This is a genomic window from Flavobacterium inviolabile (assembly GCF_013389455.1).
Lineage (GTDB): Bacteria > Bacteroidota > Bacteroidia > Flavobacteriales > Flavobacteriaceae > Flavobacterium > Flavobacterium inviolabile.
In genome coordinates this window covers 741014-758070 of sequence record NZ_CP058278.1, presented here as the reverse complement: position 1 = coordinate 758070, position 17057 = coordinate 741014, and the positions used below count along the sequence as shown (strand labels likewise).

Sequence of the window (17057 nt, the reverse complement as noted above, 5' to 3'; positions counted from 1 at the left end):
GATTAACTGTTTTGTGTGTCCGTAATATTAATAAAATAGAATCATTCTACAGTATTAAGTACTGCAAATATAAATTTTAGAACGAAACAAACAGGGTTTTCTTGATAAGAAATAAAAATTGAGCAGGCAATTAGTGTTAATTCTTAAAGTTTGTTAATTTTTAATGGAATCAAAACACGGGATTTTTATATCTTGCAACCGTAAAAAGGCAACAATGAAAAGAATTTTAATTACAGGGGCTGCAGGATTTTTAGGGTCTCATTTGTGTGATAGATTTATAAAAGAAGGATATTATGTTATCGGAATGGATAATTTAATTACCGGAGACTTAAAAAATATAGAGCATTTATTTAAAGACCAAAACTTTGAGTTTTATCATCACGATATCACAAAGTTTGTGCATGTTCCGGGTCAGCTGGATTATATACTTCATTTTGCTTCACCGGCAAGTCCTATTGACTATTTAAAAATTCCGATTCAAACCCTTAAAGTAGGTTCTTTGGGAACCCACAATCTTTTAGGATTGGCCCGTGTTAAGAAAGCCAGGATTTTAATTGCATCCACCTCGGAAGTATATGGAGATCCTTTGGTGCACCCGCAAACGGAAGAATACTATGGAAATGTAAATACCATTGGTCCGCGAGGCGTTTATGATGAAGCAAAACGTTTTCAGGAATCCATAACGATGGCTTACCACACTTTTCACGGTGTAGAAACCAGAATCGTACGAATCTTTAATACCTACGGACCGAGAATGCGATTAAACGACGGACGTGTAATCCCGGCTTTTATCGGACAGGCATTGCGAGGGGAAGATCTTACTATTTTCGGCGATGGTTCGCAAACCCGTTCTTTCTGTTATGTAGACGATCAGGTAGAGGGGATTTTCAGACTATTGCATTCGGATTATGCTTTACCGGTTAATATCGGAAACCCGGATGAGATCACGATCAAAGACTTTGCCGAAGAAATTATCAAACTAACCGGTACCGAACAAAAGGTGGTTTACCATCCGCTACCTGTAAATGACCCATTACAGCGTCAGCCGGACATTACAAAGGCAAGAGAAATATTGGGCTGGGAGCCAAAAGTTTCCAGAGAAGAAGGAATGAAGATAACCTATGATTATTTCAGGTCTTTATCAACAGAAGAGTTATTAAAAGAAGAGCATAAAGATTTCTCAAAATATATATTTTAGTGCGTAGAAATACAGGCCGATATTCCGGATATATTAGACCGTTTTCCTATTTGTTAGACTTGATTATTATCAATGTATTAACGGTATTCCTGTTGCCGCAAACAATAGGATGTTTCTATAATATCTTTATCAGTATCGCTTGGATCATCGTCTCTTTTAATATCGGTTTTTATGAAGTTTACCGCTACACCAAAGCAATAGAGATTTTAGGAAAAATTTTAAAACAATACCTGTTGTTTTTGGTGCTTAGTTTTGCCTATATCGGATATTTTTCAAAATATACGGAACCATCGGCGACCATTAAATACACCACTATTTCCATCGCATTAATAGCCTTGTTCAAGCTGGCAGTTTTTTACTTCCTGAAACGATTCCGGGTTGTTTTCGGAGGAAACTTCAGAAGAGTTGTTATTGTCGGCCATGGTAAAAATGTAGTCCAGTTAAAAGACTTTTTCAACGACAATCCCGACTACGGCTATAAACTGGAAAAGGTGTTCAATGTAAGCAACAAGGAAGAAAACATTGAAGCGTGTCTTCAATTTGTATTGGATAAAAATGTAGATGAGATTTATTGCTCCTTGTCCGATTTAACAAATAAAGAAGTCAATCAATTCGTTGATTTCACCGATAATAATCTGAAGATCCTGAAATTTCTACCGGACAGTAAAGAAATACTGTCCCGAAATCTGGTTTTCGACTATTACGGATATATCCCTATTATTTCCATGCGGAATATTCCGCTGGACAAATCCTTTAACAAAATAGTAAAAAGGATCTTCGATATTTTCTTTTCCCTGTTAATCATCTTAGGATTGTTATCATGGCTCACGCCATTACTGGCAATTTTTATTAAAATGGAATCCAAGGGACCGATCTTTTTTAAACAAAAAAGAAACGGATTGAATTACAAGGAATTCAACTGCTATAAATTCCGTTCGATGCGTCCTAATGAAATAGCCGATCTGGAACAGGTATCCAAAAACGATCCGCGGATCACCCGTATAGGACGGTTTATCCGTAAAACAAGTATTGACGAATTACCGCAATTCTTCAACGTATTGCTGGGGGATATGTCGGTGGTGGGACCAAGACCACACATGGTGAGCCATACCGAAATGTATGCCAGAAGTGTTGACAAATTTATGGTAAGACACTTTATCAAGCCGGGAATTACCGGATTAGCACAAACGAACGGGTACCGGGGTGAAGTAGAAAACAACTACGACATCATCAACAGGGTAAAATACGATATCTTTTACCTTGAAAACTGGTCGTTGCTGCTGGATCTTAAAATCATATTCCTTACCGTTTACAACGCTGTTAAAGGCGACGAAAAAGCCTATTAATGCCGGCTTTGGTATCCATAATAACCCCTGCATTTAATTCCGCACGCTACATTAGCGAAACCATACTTTCGGTTCAGAATCAGACCTGTGAAAATTGGGAAATGATCATTGTTGATGACCATTCTTCGGATGAAACAACCCGGATTGTCACATCATTTGCAGCACAGGACAACCGTATTAAATTATGCTCCCTTACGGAAAATTCAGGTGCCGGGAAAGCCAGAAACCATGCGGTGGAAAAAGCAACCGGAAAATACATTGCTTTTCTGGATGCCGACGATGTATGGAAACCCGAAAAACTGGAAAAGCAGCTCGCCTTCATGGAAAGCAACAAACTGCCGTTTACCTTTTCTTTTTACGATTGCATTGATGAGCATGGTGCCTCTTTAAACAGGAGAATCAAAGCTCCGGTAAAACTATCTTACCGGCAACTGTTCTTCTGCAACTTTATTGGGAACCTTACCGGAATTTACGACACGGACTATTTCGGAAAAATTCCGATCCCATCCTTTCGGAAACGACAGGACTGGATGTTATGGCTAACGGTTTTAGCAAAAATAAAAACAGCATATCCGGTTCCGGAAAGTCTTGCCTGCTACAGGATCCGGAAAGATTCTATCTCTGCTTCAAAATGGAAACTGCTCAAACATAATTTCTATGTATATCGCGATTTTCATAAACTAAATGCAATCAAAGCGCTGGCATGTATGGCAGGATTCCTGTTTGTACAGTTGCTGATCAAACCGCGATATACCGAAAAACTACAGTAACGACTGGAACTGCTTTAGTTTTCCTCTGCTGGTTCTCTCTAATGAAGCCTTTTGATTAAAAATAAACAGCAGACCGGGTTCTAAATAAAGCGCGATTGCCTGTTCAATTTTTTGAATTTGTGAAGCGGTTAATACATGATCGCTCACATAGTCAATTTCAAAGGTATCCGTTTTGAGCTGCCGGATAATAAACTCTTTTACATTTCCGTCATCTTCAATAACGCTTTTGGTAACGTAATAAAAGGTAAGTCCCGGCGACTTTTTACCACTGGGTAAAACCGCAATATCGTTGGTTCTGCCAACCAGTGTTTTTAAAAGCGTTTTTTTAGGAGTACTCTTTTCATCCAGTATGCCAATGTCGCCAATATCATAACGGATAAAGGGGTGCGCTTTATTGTAAAGAGAAGTAATCACAATGCGGCCTTCCTGTCCGTTAGGAACCGGACGATTATCAGCATCCAGTATTTCAACATATAAAGTTTCTGTATTGACCTGCCATTCTCCTTCCGGATTCTGAAAAGCAATTAAATCCAGCTCCGAAGCACCGTATTCATTTACAATGGGAATGCCGAATTGCTTTTCCAGTAAAACCTTATCCTCTTCAAAAAGCATCTCCGAAGTAACCATACAGACTTTTAAAGTAGGGCAGATAGTTTTTAGAATGATATTCTTTGACTTTAAGAATTTGGCAAACAATACGATCGAACTGGTATAACCGTCGATATAATCGAATTTTTTAGTCTTGAAGTGAAACAGTATTTTTTTGAGAAAAGCATCCGATAAATCAAATATCGGAAAGCGGAAACGACAGCTCAGGTAATCTTTGATCCGCTCTTTCCGGTAACCGATGGGATCCAATGGAATCCCGTAAAAACGGGCCTGGTAGGAATGATTAAAATCAATGCCAAACCAGCCAAACCGGTAAAAATAGGAAGACCAGGTAATGGCGTGCGAAAATTTATCCTTGGCAAAAATAAACGGATCACCGCTGGAACCGGAAGTTTTGTTCACAAACGTGTTTTTTAAGGTATATCCTTCCGCAAGGCGCTGCTGCAAAGGCTGCTGTAACTCTTTTTTTGTCAGTACCGGCAAATCTTCCCAGTTTTCAAACACCTTTTTCCCGTAAAGCTGTTGGTAAAATGGATTGTGCTTAAGGTGAAAATCAACAATTTCCTTCTGTTTCGAAAAAATGAAACCGGCATACTCGTGTTCCGGAACGGCAAGCGTCCTGTCAAATTCCAAATTGGCTTCTTTCATAGGGAAGCCGCTGAATTTCAAAGATAAATCGAATAGTTTAAGCACAATGACCAATAATTTTACCAAAGTTAAAAAAACAAACAACGCTACTTAAAGGGAAAGAAACTTTTTACAGCGAAAATTATATTTTCCATTCAAAACGGAGTATTTTTGACCTTTCAAATAACAACACAACAAAATGACAATTTTATTATTAGGTTCAGGAGGAAGAGAACATGCTTTAGCCTGGAAAATGCTGCAAAGTAAAGACTGTTCCAAACTATTTGTTGCACCCGGAAATGCCGGAACAGCATCAATAGCGGTCAATGTAAACATCAATCCGAACGATTTTGAAGCGGTTAAGCAACTTGTTTTAGCGGAAAACATCGAAATGGTAGTGGTAGGTCCGGAAGATCCGTTGGTAAAAGGGATTTACGATTATTTCCAGAATGATGAAGCTTTACAGAGCATTCCGGTAATCGGACCGTCAAAAATCGGGGCACAGCTGGAAGGAAGTAAAGAATTTGCCAAAGAATTTTTGGTAAAACACAATATCCCGACAGCGGCATACGACAGTTTTACCAAAGAAACCGTAGAACAGGGCTGTGCCTTTTTAACAACATTAAAACCGCCGTATGTTTTAAAAGCAGATGGTTTGGCAGCCGGAAAAGGAGTTCTGATTATCCAGGATCTGGCAGAAGCTCAGGAAGAACTGCGCAACATGCTGGTTAATGAAAAATTTGGAAGTGCCAGTGCAAAAGTTGTTATCGAAGAATTTCTGGACGGTATCGAACTGAGCTGTTTTGTTTTAACAGACGGTAAAAACTATAAAGTACTGCCAACAGCAAAGGACTACAAACGAATCGGAGAAGGCGATACCGGATTGAATACCGGAGGAATGGGAGCGGTTTCGCCAGTACCTTTTGCAGACGCTGTTTTAATGGAAAAAATTGAAAGCCGGATTGTAAAACCAACGATTGACGGATTGCAGAAAGACGGTATTCCGTATAAAGGATTTGTTTTCATCGGTCTGATCAATGTAGCAAACGAACCGTATGTAATTGAATATAACGTGCGTATGGGTGATCCGGAAACAGAAGTGGTTATGCCAAGACTGCAATCGGATCTGGTACAGCTATTCAAAGCGGTAGCAACACAAACACTGGATCAGGTGGATTTGGAAATAGATTCCCGAAGTGCTACAACCATCATGGTCGTTTCAGGCGGCTATCCGGAAGACTATGAAAAAGGAAAAGTAATTTCCGGTTTGGAAAATGTGGAAGGTTCTATCGTTTTCCATGCAGGAACAGCTTTAAAAGATAACCAGGTTGTCACGAACGGCGGAAGAGTAATTGCCGTAACATCCTATGGAGACAGCTTCCAGGAAGCCATAAAAAAATCTTATCAAAATATAGCAAAACTAAATTTTGATAAGATGTATTTTAGAAAAGATATCGGTTTCGACCTGTAAATTATTTCAAGAACGAATGGGCTGTAGTATCCTGAGCATCCTCACCCTTATCTTTGTGACTTTTTAATTCTTTAACCCAGTAATAAGTAGCACCACAACAGATGATGATGAAAATCCAGTTTAAAAGATTTGCAGCCCACCAGTTTGTTAATTCCAATTGTCTCATCCAATCCATCGGAGCGAATAATATGTCTACGAATAAGTACTGTATTCCTTCAAAAAATGCTTTCATTTTTGTTTAAGTATTATATTTACAGTCACAAAAATATAAAATATCTACATGATAGCAAGTCTTTTTAATAAATCTAGACCGTTAAATTATGCTTTAATTAGTTTATTGCTAGTTTTATTTTACTTTTTATACCAAACTAAGGACCTGAGCTGGATGGAACACTATACAACAGTGGTTCAAAAAGTAGGTTCATTCTTACTGCTATTAGGGTCGTTATTTTTAGTAAGATTCATCAGTAAAAGAAACGGATTGACAAAAGATAACAGTTATACACCCTTTCTGTTTCTGCTTTTTCTGATCCTGTTTCCGTCGGTTTTGATAAACACCAATATCATAATTGCGAACTTTTTTATACTGTTGTCGCTTCGACGCTTAATTTCGTTGCAGTCGTTAATAACCCCGAAAGAAAAAATCTTTGATGCGTCGTTATGGATATTTGTGGCGACACTATTCCATTTCTGGAGTATACTTTTTTTGATTTTAGTATTTGTGTCCATTATTTTCCACGTTTCGAGAGATTATCGCAACTGGATCATTCCGTTTATTGCCCTGTTTACAGTGCTGATAATTTTTGTTTTTGCGGTAATAGTATGGGACAAGAACCTGTTGCTTTTAGTAATGGAGAAAGCCTATATCAGTTTTGATTTTACCTATTTTGAAAACGTATATCAGAACATTGCCCTGGCACTTTTTTCGTCGATAGCGGTACTGTTTTTTGCCACGCAATTGCTGGCACTTTCCAACCGTCCGCTGAATATGCAGTCGTCGTACAAGAAAATTCTTTTTTCCTTTTTATTAGGAGTCGGGATTTATGTATTGTCGTCAAGTAAAAACAACAGTTTTCTGGCTTTTACCTTTTTCCCGTTAGCGGTTATGGGAACCAATTTTATAGAAAATATCGATAACAAATGGACAAGAGAAGGCGTATTGTATTCCCTTGTAGCCATTAGTTTCTTTATCTTTTTTGCCCAGGTATTATAATTTGCTGCCGTAAGCCAGGTCACCGGCGTCACCTAATCCCGGAACAATATAATTTTTTTCGTTCAGGCCTTCGTCCAGAGCCGCTACCCAAAGGTGGCAGTTATCCGGCAGGTTATTTTCCAGATAGGCAATTCCTTCCGGAGTGGCAATAACTACGGCGATGTGAATTTCTTTAGGCGTTTCGGCAGTCATTAATTTATTGAAAACAGCAACCAGCGACTGTCCGGTGGCTAACATTGGATCAATCAGAATCAGGTTTTTATTTTCAAAAGAAGGAGCGGCCTGATACTCTACTAAAATATCAAAATAATCGTCGTTATTCGGGTGATGGCGCATTGCCGACACAAAGCCGTTTTCGGCATCATCAAAGAAATTCATAAACCCGGTATGCAATGCCAGACCGGCTCTCAGAATGGAACACAAAACAACATTGTCTTCTAAAGCAGTTGTTTTTTTGATGCCCAGCGGCGTTTGGATATTAACCTCTTTATAAGTTAGTATCTTGCTTAGCTCATAGGCCATGACTTCACCAATACGTTCTATATTTTTACGAAAACGCATGCTGTCTTTCTGGACATTTACATCGCGGATTTGAGATAAAAAATGATTGAGAATACTGTTGTTTTCGGAAATATAATGAATGCGCATTTAGTGTAAAATTTGTATTAGTAGGATAAAAGTATAAAAACTATATTTGTAAATAAAATTTAAACTATGTTTTCACAATTTGCCTTTTCTATTTTTGAGGAAAGTATCACCGATTATCATAAGTTTGATAATGTCGATCAACCCATAAATAACCCTTATCCAAAAGATAAAATTGAACATTTATTATATCTGAAAAACTGGATTGATACGGTTCAATGGCATTTTGAAGACATTATCCGTGACCCGCAGATTAATCCGGAAGCAGCCTTGATTTTAAAAAGAAGAATCGATGCGTCCAACCAGGAAAGAACGGATATGGTAGAATATATCGACAGCTATTTTCTTCAGAAGTTTGCAGCAGTAAATGTAAAACCAACGGCAAAAATCAACTCCGAAAGTCCGGCTTGGGCACTGGATCGTTTGTCGATACTGGCATTGAAAATTTACCACATGAATGAAGAAGCAAATCGTAAAGAAGCCAGCGAAGAACATAGAGCAAAATGCCAGGAAAAACTAAACGTTTTATTGGAACAGAAAAAAGATCTGACCACTGCTATTGATGATTTGTTAACCGACATTGAAAACGGTGATAAGTACATGAAGGTGTACAAACAAATGAAGATGTACAATGACGATGAGTTGAACCCGGTTTTGTACCAGAATAAAAAGTAGCCTTAAGGCACATGTCTAAAATTAAACACATTTTAGTAATAAGACTTTCAGCAATGGGCGATGTTGCCATGATCGCACCGGTGCTGCGGGCTTTTGTTTCCCAATATCCCGATGTGAAAGTCACGGTGGTATCGAGGCCGTTTTTTAAACCCTTTTTTGAAGATATTCCCGGCGTTGCGTTTTTTAATGTTGATCTGCAGGGAAGACACGAAGGACCTACCGGTCTGTTGCGGTTGTTCTATGACCTGACAAAACTAAAAGCCGATGCTGTAGCCGATCTGCACAATGCAATCCGCTCGAAAGTTATCCGTAAGTTATTTGCCTTAACCGGAAAAAGAGTAACGTTTATGGACAAGGGAAGAAAAGAGAAAGAGGAACTGACAAGAGCCGGAAACAAAATTTTCAAACCCCTGCTGTCTACTTTCGAACGACATGCTTTGGCGTTTAAAAAACTCGGTTTCCCGATTGATCTGCAACACCCTGTTTTTCCGACAAAAAAAGAACTCAGCGCCATGAGCCTTGAGGTTGCGGGAACAAAAAACGGAAAATGGATTGGAATTGCCCCTTTTGCACAATATGAAACAAAAATGTACCCGCTGGATTTAATACAGCAGGTAATTGATAAACTGGCGCAAAACAAAGACTATACGATCTTTCTTTTTGGCGGCGGACAGGATGAAGTGGATAGCCTGAACAAATTAAGCAAAGGACAGGAAAATATAATCGTGGTTGCCGGAAAACTGAAATTACCACAGGAAATGGAAGTAATCAGTAATCTCGATGTTATGGTCAGTATGGATTCCGGAAACGGTCATATTGCTGCAATGTTAGGAATAAAGGTAATTACCCTTTGGGGAGCAACCCATCCTTATGCCGGATTCCTGCCGTTTAACCAGCCGATGGAAAATTCACTGATTCCGGACAGAACCCGTTATCCGTTGCTGCCAACGTCTGTTTACGGAAATAAAACGGTAGAAGGATATGAAGACGTGATGCACACCATTTCGCCGGAAAGCGTGATCGCTAAAATTGAATCGGTATTATAACGAATAAGCATAAAAAAACGCCCTTAGTTCTAAGGGCGTTTTTTTATGCTTTATATTATACATCGTCGTAATCGATATAGATTTCACTGGATGTTGGATGTGCCTGACAGGTTAAAATTAATCCTGAGGCAATTTCTTTGTCGGTTAAGATGGAATTTTTTCGCATTTCGGCGCTGCCACTTGTTATTTTTGCCAGACAGCTGCTGCAAATACCACCCTGACAGGAATATGGGGCATCAACACCTTGTTTTAAAGCTGCTTCAAGAATGGTTTGCTTTTGAGCCATTTCGAAAGTAACCTCTTCATCGTCAACCAAAACCGTGATTTTAGTATGCCCGCCTAAAGTATTTTCAATTTTAGTTTCTGTAGAGGATGTTGTGAAAAGCTCAAACTTAATATCTTTTTCAGGAACATTCTGCTCTTTTAAAACACCGCTTACGGTCGCAATCATTTCTTCCGGACCACACAAATAATATTTAGCGAATGTTAGCGAAGCATGTTTGTTCTTGATTACAAAATTAACGGTAGAACGCTCAATTCTTCCAAAAATGGAATCTTCGGCTTTAGCCTGGCTGAATACATAGTGTACAAAGAAACGACCTACGTATTGCAGTTGTAAATCATGCAGTTTTTTATAAAAAATAGTATCCTCTGGCGATTTGTTTCCGTAAACCAGAACAAAAGTACTGTTTGGTTCTCCTTCTAAAACAGCCTGTATGATAGACATAACCGGTGTGATACCGCTTCCGGCAGCAAATGCAGCATAATTGCGCTGATTGTCCGGTTTGGGTTCAAAAGTAAATTTTCCTTCCGGAACGCCAACTTCAATACGATCACCTTCTTTTAATTTTTCATTTGCTATTCTCGAAAAGTAACCGTCCGAAACCGCTTTAATCGCTACACGCAATTCACCGCTGGTGGGAGAGGAACAGATGGAATAGGCTCTGCGGATCTCTTTTCCGTCCTGGGAATATTTTATATTAATGTATTGACCGGCGATAAATTGGTATTCAGATTTTAAATTTTCCGGAACATCAAAAGAAACAGAAACAGCCTGTGCGGTTTCTCTTCTGACTTCTTTTATTAATAAAGAATGAAATGTTGACATGTTTACAATTGTTTATGCTGCAAATGTACTAAACCTATAGCCTTTGATAAATCCCTTTTGCAAAAAAATAATACTCAGGACTCTTATGCATAAGAAAATTATGTATATTGGAGTCGGAAAAAATCAAGAAATGAAGAATTCACAATTATATAAAGGCAGCCTGAATACAATTATCATGCGGTTGCTGGAAGAAAACGGCAGGATGTATGGTTATGAAATTACGCAAAAAGTAAAGGAAATCACGAAAGGCGACCTGAATGTTACCGAAGGAGCGCTGTATCCGGCGCTGCACAAACTGGAAGCAGAAGGTTTTCTGGATGTGGAAATGGAAAAAGTAGACAACAGGCTCCGGAAATATTATAGGCTGACAGCAAGCGGAGAACAGGAAACCGTTAACCGCCTGGTAGAATTAGAAACATTTATTAAGAACATGCAGGTGCTGGTAAAGCCCAAATTTCAAATATAATCGAATAGTATAAAAGATGAATACAGGCAAAACGGCAGACCGAAGGGTAAATGAAACAGAAATAGAAAAACTATATGCTTTTACCGGTCAGCATTATGTGGCATATTATGACGTACAAACGGAGCTGGTAGACCATTTGGCAAATGCAATTGAAGCACAGTGGGCTATTAATCCGGAAATCTCTTTTGATGAAGCCTTAAAAATCGAGTTCCGGAAATTTGGGGTTTTCGGCTTTACAACAATTCTGGAGGAAAGACAGGCAGCATTAACCGGAAAGTACAACCGCAGGATTTTAGCAGAATTCAGATGCTTTTTCAGATTGCCCAAAATTATCCTTGTCATAGCAACCGTTTATGTGGTATTCCAGTTACTGAATCGCAGCCATTATCCTGATTACAGTATTTTGGGACTGTTTGTCATAACCTTTTTTATAGAAGGAATAGCCGCGTTTTTATGGCTGAAGAAAAATAAAAAACAGCAGAAAATAACCGGTAAAAAATGGCTGCTGGAAAGTATCATGAAGAATATTTATTTCTCATTTCCGCTGCTCTTTCTGAGCAATGGTTTTAATATTATATACCAGATAATGAATAAGATCGAAATGGGATTCCGGACCATTTTACTATTCTCGATACTGCTGGTGTTGCTATACCTTTTCCTATATATTCGTATGAAAATACTGCCTAAAATATTTCAGGAAGAAATGAATGAAATTGTTAAAAAGCATCAGATTATAAAATAATATGTAACAAAAGATATAAAGCCGCATCTAACCTTAATAAAACAGTATAAATTTCATGTTAAAACATTTTATCACTTTAGAGTGGAAATCATTCCTGCGATCCGCCTCATTCACATCGAATCTGGTGCTCAAGATTTTCATGATTTTAGCAGGGTTATATTTTATCGCATTGTTTTTAATATTAGGGGCTGCCCTGTATTATATCCTTGAGGAAAGCCAGATGAAACCGTTTCCGGTAGTCAATACCTTTATTATTTACTATTTGTTTGGGGATTTGATGATGCGTTTTTTCCTGCAAAAAACGCCGGTAATGAATATTAAACCATTGCTTTTTATCAATATCAGGAAAAACAGCATTGTCAATTATACGTTAGGAAAAACAGCGATTTCATTTTTTAATGTATTGCACCTGTTCTTTCTGGTTCCTTTTTCGGTAGTATTGTTCATCGAAGGTTTTGATCCTTTGGGAGTTAGCTGCTGGTTTTTGGGAATGATCCTGTTGATCCTGGCAAACAACTACTTAAACATACTCATTAATAAAAAGGACCTGCTGCTTTATATCATAATTGGCCTTATCGTTGTAATTGCAGGATCACAATATTATAACCTGTTTGATATCACTCAGTATACCCGAAGCTTTTTTATGGGATTGTACGAGATGAAATGGCTGGTAATCGTTCCGGTAATCCTTTGTGGTATTTTGTATGAAATTACCTTTCGATATTTTAAAAAGAATCTGTATTTGGATGCCGGATTAGAGCTGAAACACGAAATTGCCAGAACAGAAAACCTGACCTGGTTAAACCAATTCGGAACCTTGGGGACCTTTCTTAAAAACGATATCAAACTTCTGAAAAGAAACAAGCGTTCCAAAATGACCATTATCATGAGTGTGGTATTCCTGTTTTACGGGCTGCTGTTTTTCTCAAATGGGATTGAAAGCTATAGTGCACCACACTGGAAAATTTTTGCGGGAATTTTTGTTACCGGTGGCTTCTTGCTAAACTTCGGACAGTTTGTGCCAAGCTGGGACAGTGCTTATTATCCTTTAATGATGAGCCAGAATATCAAATATAGGGATTATCTGAATTCGAAGTGGTGGCTAATGGTGATTGCCACGGTAATTTCAACAGTACTGGCTTCTTTCTACCTGTATTTTGGCTGGGAAGTTTATGCTGCTATTCTTGTGGGAGCTATCTACAATTTAGGGGTAAATGCCCATGTTGTACTTTGGGCCGGTGCTTATGTTAAAACACCGATTGACCTGTCAACAAGTAAAAACGCATTTGGCGACAAACAGGCTTTTAATGTCAAAAGCTTACTGCTGGCACTGCCAAAAATTGCATTGCCGTTATTGTTATATGCCATCGGGCATTATACCTTGGGATCCACTTTTGGATTTATACTGGTTGCTTCGGCCGGTGTTATCGGTTTTGCTTTTAGAAACAAAGTGTTTGCAATTATTGAACGCGTTTATAAAACGGAGAAGTACAAAACCCTTGCAGCCTACAAACAGAAAAATTAAGCTATTAATTAAATAAAGTATAGATAATGATACACGTAACGAATCTATCAAAAACATATAACGGTACTACCGTATTGAACATTGAAAACCTTGAAATTAAAAAAGGAGAGAGCTTTGGATTAGTTGGAAATAACGGTGCCGGAAAAACAACATTCTTCAGCCTGTTGCTGGACTTGATCCAACCGTCAACAGGACACATCATAAACAACTCGGTTCAGGTGAACAACAGTGAAGCCTGGAAACCATTTACGGCAGCTTTTCTCGATGAAAGCTTCCTGATCGGGTACTTAACACCGGAAGAATATTTCTATTTTATCGGGGAATTACGCGGACAAAATAAAGCCGATGTGGATGCGCTTTTGGCAAAGCACGAAGATTTCTTTAACGGAGAAATTCTGAATAATAAAAAATACCTGCGGGACTTGTCTAAAGGAAACCAGAAAAAAGTGGGTATTATCGCCACATTAATCGGAAGCCCGGAAGTTATTATTCTGGACGAACCGTTTGCGAATCTGGATCCGACAACGCAGATCCGTCTGAAAAAAATAATCAAGGAACTGGCCGCTAATCCAAATGTAACGGTTTTAGTATCAAGCCACGACCTGCTCCACACGATCGAGGTGAGCGACCGTATCGTTGCTCTTGAAAAAGGAAGGGTGGTAAAAGATATACATACCACGGCAGAAACCCTTCAGGAGCTTGAAGAATTCTTTGCAGTATAACACTTTATCCCCCGGTTATTCGGGGGATTTCTTTTTCTTTTAACCCTTTTTTAAGGTCAAATTTTCCACATATCAAAAAGAAACGTATTTTTACCTCTCTTTATACTAAAAAAAGAAATTGGAAGTTAAAGAACTAAAAACGTTTTTATATTGAAAACCAAGATATTCAGATACGCTTTTGGCGTTGGACTTTTTCTTTTTCTGTGGGCCTGTTCCACAAAGAAAAACTCACTTGTAAGAAGAAATTATCATGCCGTTACTGCCGAATATAATATTTTATATAACGGCGGGGTCGCTTTCGATAAAGGAGTAGAAGAATTAAAAGGAACCTATAAAGATAATTTTTGGGAAGTGCTGCCCGTTGAACGTATGCAGGATATTGAAGCCGGAGTATTACCCGGACAGGCAAAAAATGCAAATTTTGACAGAGCAGAAACGAAGGCTATCAAAGCCATTCAGAAACACTCCATGTATATAGACGGAGGTGAGAAAAACCCTCAGATGGATGAAGCCCACTTACTGCTTGGAAAAGCCCGGTATTATGACAATCGGTTCATTCCGGCTTTGGAAGCATTCAACTATATCCTGTATAAATATTCCAATAGTGATAAAATATATGAAGCGAAAGTTTGGAGAGAAAAAACCAATATTCGTCTGGAAAATGAAGCGTTAGCGATCAAAAACCTGAAAAAACTACTGGAAGACAACAAACTGAAAGGACAGGTTCAGGCAGATGCCAATGCGATATTGGCACAGGCATATATGAATCTGGGTTCCATTGACAGTGCTGTGGTTAACCTGAAAACAGCCCGGAATTTAACAAAACACAACGAAGAAAAAGCAAGATACCATTTTATCTTAGGACAGTTGTATGGCGATTTGAATTATCCTGACAGCGCGTTTGCCTCTTTTCAGTCGGTTATTGACATGCGAAGAAAATCGCCGCGCCGTTATGTTATTCAGGCACATGCCAAACAGGCCGCGCAATTTGATTACAAAGCCGGAGACACGCTGGCATTCCTTGAAAAGTTTGGCAAACTGGCAGAAGATCGTGAAAACCGACCGTATCTGGATGTGATCAATCACCAGGTTGCGCTGTTTTATGACAAACAGGATAAAAAAGTACAGGCAAAAAAATTCTACAATAAATCCCTGCGTTCCATATCGCAGGACAATTACCTGATTGCTTCCAATTACCGCAATTTGGCAGAAATCTATTTTGACGATGCAAAATACCTTGTAGCCGGACAATACTATGACAGTACAATGTCAAAACTAAACCCGAAAACAAGAGAGTTTATTGCCATTAAGAAAAAAAGAGAAAACCTTAATGATGTTATCAAATATGAAGGAATTGCCAGGGTAAATGACAGTATCTTATATGTAACGGGATTAAATGCTAACGACCAGCGAAACTATTATGAGGCTTATATTGAAAAGCTGAAAATAGAAGATGCCAAAAGAGCGCTGGAAGCAGAGAAAGCAAAAAACATTGCCGAAAACGGCGGTGCTATCGACGGACAGTCGGCAAGTATGGCTAATCCGGATGTTTCCTCGAAAAGTGAGGCAATGCAAATGATGTCCAAACAGCTGCCGCCATCTGATGAAGACACACAAAAAAAGAACGGCATTGTTAAAAGTGCTGCAAATCTCGGATCGGGAACCAATACCTTTTATTTCTATAACCCGTCAACCGTTGCTTACGGAAGAAGTGAATTTAAGAAAAAATGGGGGAACAGAGCTTTAAAAGACAACTGGCGTTGGTCTACCCAGGAAAGTATTGATAAAGAAGACAATAAAGACAATCAGGATGTCGCCGTTGTAGATGAAAATCCGAAAACAAAAATGGAGGACGAACGTTATACTCCGGATTTCTATATCAAACAATTGCCTACAGAGCAAAAAGTACTGGACAGCCTGGCGAAAGAACGCAACTTTGCCTATTTCCAGCTGGGAACGATTTACAAAGAGAAATTTAAAGAATACAAACTGGCGGCTGCCAAATTGGAGAAACTGCTGGTCAATAAACCGGAAGAACGTTTGGTCCTGCCGGCAAAATACAACTTGTTCAAAATATACGAGATCATCGATCCGGCAAAAGCCGAAATTATGAAACAGCAAATTCTGGCCGAATATCCGGATAGCCGCTATGCCCAGATATTATTGAACAATGCGTCTGATGCTGCTATTGCAGGTAGTCCGACAGAAGTGTACAACAACCTGTTCAAACAATATGAAAAAGGACAGCTGCAGGAAGTATTGAGTCAGCTGGATCCGGTTATCGAGAACTTTAACGGCGATGAAATGGTTCCGAAATTTGAACTTTTAAAAGCAAACACGTTAGGACGACTAAAAGGACTGGAAGAATATAAAAAAGCCCTGAACTTTGTTGCGCTGAACTATCCGAATTCCGAAGAAGGAAAACAGGCGGAAGTGCTGGTTAAAACCGATATCCCAAAACTGGAACAACTGGAACTGGGTAAAGGAACTCCGATGAGCTGGAAACTGGTCTTTGAAATTCCGTATCCGAATGATGCCAAAACAAAAGTGCTGACAGACAAGCTGCAAAAATACATCACAGACCGAAGCAGTGATAAAATCACCTTATCGAACGATGTGTACACAGCCGATAAAAGCTTTGTTATTGTTCACGGTTTCTCCAGTAAAGAAGCCGCACTGTCAACAATAAGTGTGCTGAAAGACTTTAAAGGTTATAAAGTAACAGAAACACCATTTGTTGTTTCCAATGAAGATTATAAAGTAATCCAGATCAAAAAAAATCTGGAAGCCTATAAGGCCACGCTGAAATAAGTAAAATCACAATGCTCCTGCTAATGCGGGAGCATTGCGGCTATTATAAAACTATTCCCTAACTTTGTTCTGTAAAGAAATAA

At 38.8% G+C, this 17057-nt stretch carries 16 protein-coding genes; 12 read left to right on the top strand and 4 right to left on the bottom strand.

Going from position 1 to position 17057, the window contains the following annotated elements; translation table 11 throughout:
- The first annotated feature begins 214 nt into the window (after window positions 1–214).
- Genes HW120_RS03525 through HW120_RS03515 form a run of 3 tightly spaced genes read left to right on the top strand, consistent with a single transcriptional unit; the run spans window position 215 to window position 3314 of the window.
- Window positions 215–1198 (top strand): UDP-glucuronic acid decarboxylase family protein, encoded by a 984-nt coding sequence (locus HW120_RS03525; protein WP_177730868.1) that lies wholly within the window; start codon window positions 215–217, stop codon window positions 1196–1198.
- Window positions 1198–2544, top strand: coding sequence for an undecaprenyl-phosphate glucose phosphotransferase (locus HW120_RS03520; protein WP_177730866.1), 1347 nt, complete (start codon window positions 1198–1200; stop codon window positions 2542–2544). Before HW120_RS03525 ends, HW120_RS03520 begins: the two co-directional genes overlap by 1 nt.
- Complete coding sequence (locus tag HW120_RS03515) at window positions 2544–3314, top strand: glycosyltransferase family 2 protein (RefSeq protein WP_177730864.1); 771 nt, start codon at window positions 2544–2546, stop codon at window positions 3312–3314. Before HW120_RS03520 ends, HW120_RS03515 begins: the two co-directional genes overlap by 1 nt.
- On the opposite strand, the gene HW120_RS03510 is transcribed toward HW120_RS03515, so the two are convergent.
- On the bottom strand, window positions 3306–4616 hold the full coding sequence (locus HW120_RS03510) for a phenylacetate--CoA ligase family protein (RefSeq protein WP_177730862.1): 1311 nt from the start codon (window positions 4614–4616) through the stop codon (window positions 3306–3308). The genes HW120_RS03515 and HW120_RS03510 overlap by 9 nt on opposite strands.
- A 133-nt stretch (window positions 4617–4749) precedes the next feature.
- Between HW120_RS03510 and purD the strand changes: the two genes are divergently transcribed.
- Window positions 4750–6021 (top strand): phosphoribosylamine--glycine ligase, encoded by a 1272-nt coding sequence (purD, locus tag HW120_RS03505; protein ID WP_177730860.1) that lies wholly within the window; start codon window positions 4750–4752, stop codon window positions 6019–6021.
- 1 nt (window position 6022) lies between these two features.
- Here the strand turns inward: purD and HW120_RS03500 are convergent, their stop codons facing one another.
- Window positions 6023–6253: a DUF6341 family protein gene (locus HW120_RS03500; RefSeq protein ID WP_177730858.1), complete on the bottom strand. Its 231-nt coding sequence runs from the start codon at window positions 6251–6253 to the stop codon at window positions 6023–6025.
- Window positions 6254–6406: 153 nt separating this feature from the next.
- On the opposite strand from HW120_RS03500, the gene HW120_RS03495 reads away from it, so the two are divergent.
- Window positions 6407–7234: a DUF6427 family protein gene (locus HW120_RS03495; RefSeq protein ID WP_394353034.1), complete on the top strand. Its 828-nt coding sequence runs from the start codon at window positions 6407–6409 to the stop codon at window positions 7232–7234.
- Here HW120_RS03495 and upp read toward each other — a convergent pair.
- Window positions 7229–7882, bottom strand: coding sequence for a uracil phosphoribosyltransferase (upp, locus tag HW120_RS03490; RefSeq protein WP_177730854.1), 654 nt, complete (start codon window positions 7880–7882; stop codon window positions 7229–7231). The two genes, HW120_RS03495 and upp, sit on opposite strands and share 6 nt — an antisense overlap.
- Window positions 7883–7948: 66 nt before the next feature.
- Here upp and HW120_RS03485 point away from each other — a divergent pair, with 66 nt between their 5' ends.
- Together HW120_RS03485 and HW120_RS03480 are read left to right on the top strand one after the other, a co-directional pair.
- Window positions 7949–8554, top strand: coding sequence for a DUF4254 domain-containing protein (locus tag HW120_RS03485; RefSeq protein ID WP_177730852.1), 606 nt, complete (start codon window positions 7949–7951; stop codon window positions 8552–8554).
- Window positions 8555–8565: 11 nt separating this feature from the next.
- The gene (locus tag HW120_RS03480; protein WP_177730850.1) at window positions 8566–9600 is read left to right on the top strand and encodes a glycosyltransferase family 9 protein; all 1035 of its coding nucleotides are present in this window, start codon (window positions 8566–8568) and stop codon (window positions 9598–9600) included.
- A gap of 55 nt (window positions 9601–9655) precedes the next feature.
- On the opposite strand, the gene HW120_RS03475 is transcribed toward HW120_RS03480, so the two are convergent.
- Window positions 9656–10708 carry a ferredoxin--NADP reductase gene (locus HW120_RS03475; protein ID WP_177730848.1) on the bottom strand — a complete coding sequence of 351 codons (1053 nt, stop codon included), beginning with the start codon at window positions 10706–10708 and terminating at the stop codon, window positions 9656–9658.
- A 130-nt stretch (window positions 10709–10838) separates the two neighbouring features.
- Between HW120_RS03475 and HW120_RS03470 the strand changes: the two genes are divergently transcribed.
- From HW120_RS03470 to porW, 5 genes are all read left to right on the top strand, one after another.
- Window positions 10839–11174 carry a PadR family transcriptional regulator gene (locus tag HW120_RS03470; protein ID WP_177730846.1) on the top strand — a complete coding sequence of 112 codons (336 nt, stop codon included), beginning with the start codon at window positions 10839–10841 and terminating at the stop codon, window positions 11172–11174.
- Window positions 11175–11190: 16 nt separating this feature from the next.
- Complete coding sequence (locus tag HW120_RS03465; RefSeq protein ID WP_177730844.1) at window positions 11191–11916, top strand: hypothetical protein; 726 nt, start codon at window positions 11191–11193, stop codon at window positions 11914–11916.
- 55 nt (window positions 11917–11971) lie between these two features.
- Window positions 11972–13441: a DUF5687 family protein gene (locus HW120_RS03460; RefSeq protein ID WP_177730842.1), complete on the top strand. Its 1470-nt coding sequence runs from the start codon at window positions 11972–11974 to the stop codon at window positions 13439–13441.
- 26 nt (window positions 13442–13467) lie between these two features.
- Window positions 13468–14163, top strand: coding sequence for an ABC transporter ATP-binding protein (locus tag HW120_RS03455; RefSeq protein WP_177730840.1), 696 nt, complete (start codon window positions 13468–13470; stop codon window positions 14161–14163).
- Window positions 14164–14313: 150 nt separating this feature from the next.
- On the top strand, window positions 14314–16974 hold the full coding sequence (porW, locus tag HW120_RS03450) for a type IX secretion system periplasmic lipoprotein PorW/SprE (RefSeq protein ID WP_177730838.1): 2661 nt from the start codon (window positions 14314–14316) through the stop codon (window positions 16972–16974).
- The last annotated feature ends 83 nt before the right edge of the window (window positions 16975–17057 follow it).

What these genes read in the sequence shown, in the direction of transcription:
- HW120_RS03480 (WP_177730850.1), top strand. Translation starts at nt 8,566, where the DNA reads ATGTCTAAAATTAAACACATTTTAGTAATAAGACTTTCAGCAATGGGC.
- HW120_RS03515 (WP_177730864.1), top strand. Translation starts at nt 2,544, where the DNA reads ATGCCGGCTTTGGTATCCATAATAACCCCTGCATTTAATTCCGCACGC.
- HW120_RS03525 (WP_177730868.1), top strand. Translation starts at nt 215, where the DNA reads ATGAAAAGAATTTTAATTACAGGGGCTGCAGGATTTTTAGGGTCTCAT.
- HW120_RS03485 (WP_177730852.1), top strand. Translation starts at nt 7,949, where the DNA reads ATGTTTTCACAATTTGCCTTTTCTATTTTTGAGGAAAGTATCACCGAT.
- HW120_RS03460 (WP_177730842.1), top strand. Translation starts at nt 11,972, where the DNA reads ATGTTAAAACATTTTATCACTTTAGAGTGGAAATCATTCCTGCGATCC.
- HW120_RS03500 (WP_177730858.1), bottom strand. Translation starts at nt 6,253, where the DNA reads ATGAAAGCATTTTTTGAAGGAATACAGTACTTATTCGTAGACATATTA.
- HW120_RS03465 (WP_177730844.1), top strand. Translation starts at nt 11,191, where the DNA reads ATGAATACAGGCAAAACGGCAGACCGAAGGGTAAATGAAACAGAAATA.
- upp (WP_177730854.1), bottom strand. Translation starts at nt 7,882, where the DNA reads ATGCGCATTCATTATATTTCCGAAAACAACAGTATTCTCAATCATTTT.
- HW120_RS03495 (WP_394353034.1), top strand. Translation starts at nt 6,407, where the DNA reads ATGGAACACTATACAACAGTGGTTCAAAAAGTAGGTTCATTCTTACTG.
- HW120_RS03475 (WP_177730848.1), bottom strand. Translation starts at nt 10,708, where the DNA reads ATGTCAACATTTCATTCTTTATTAATAAAAGAAGTCAGAAGAGAAACC.
- purD (WP_177730860.1), top strand. Translation starts at nt 4,750, where the DNA reads ATGACAATTTTATTATTAGGTTCAGGAGGAAGAGAACATGCTTTAGCC.
- HW120_RS03470 (WP_177730846.1), top strand. Translation starts at nt 10,839, where the DNA reads ATGAAGAATTCACAATTATATAAAGGCAGCCTGAATACAATTATCATG.
- HW120_RS03455 (WP_177730840.1), top strand. Translation starts at nt 13,468, where the DNA reads ATGATACACGTAACGAATCTATCAAAAACATATAACGGTACTACCGTA.